Origin of the sequence: Paenibacillus woosongensis, from assembly GCF_009725165.1 — a bacterium.
Lineage (GTDB): Bacteria > Bacillota > Bacilli > Paenibacillales > Paenibacillaceae > Fontibacillus > Fontibacillus woosongensis.
Genome location: NZ_WNZW01000046.1, coordinates 1 through 456 on the forward strand (window position 1 = coordinate 1; position 456 = coordinate 456).

Here is a 456-nt window from a genome sequence, read left to right on the forward strand (position 1 = left end):
GGCTAAAGCTTGAGATTTCACTGCTGCTTCCATTCTCCGCCGCCGCCGTTAACTTGAATTCGATGGAGGCGAGCACCTGCAAGCCGTTCGCTTCGGCAGCCGATTTAGCCTTGTCATCCTTGGTCATCTGGACGGTTACATGGAGCTTGTCCGGCGATACTTCCAGCCTGGTCGCCCATGCCCTGACATCGATTTGCTCCAGTGGAAGCTGCCATGCACCCAGATTCGTCTTGAACACGACGGTGCTGCCCGCTTGCTGCGACTGAAGGACTTGAAGCGCTGACGGAGTTAACGAAATCATCGCTTGATCGATGTCTTCGCCTTCTTCCACGGCCTGCAGCGTAATGCTGCCTTGGCCGGCTCTGTTCACGGCGGCTCGAATCGCCGCGTCGTCGACTGTAGTTTGTGCGATTTTTCTGCCGTCTTCTTCTTTGTCACGAATGCCATCGCCGGTTG

The 456-nt window shown here is 56.1% G+C and carries 1 protein-coding gene; it reads right to left on the reverse strand.

What is annotated here, in order from left to right:
• Window positions 1–456, reverse strand: a 456-nt coding sequence (locus GNP95_RS25910; RefSeq protein WP_196427325.1) for a hypothetical protein, incomplete at both ends; no start/stop codon positions are given.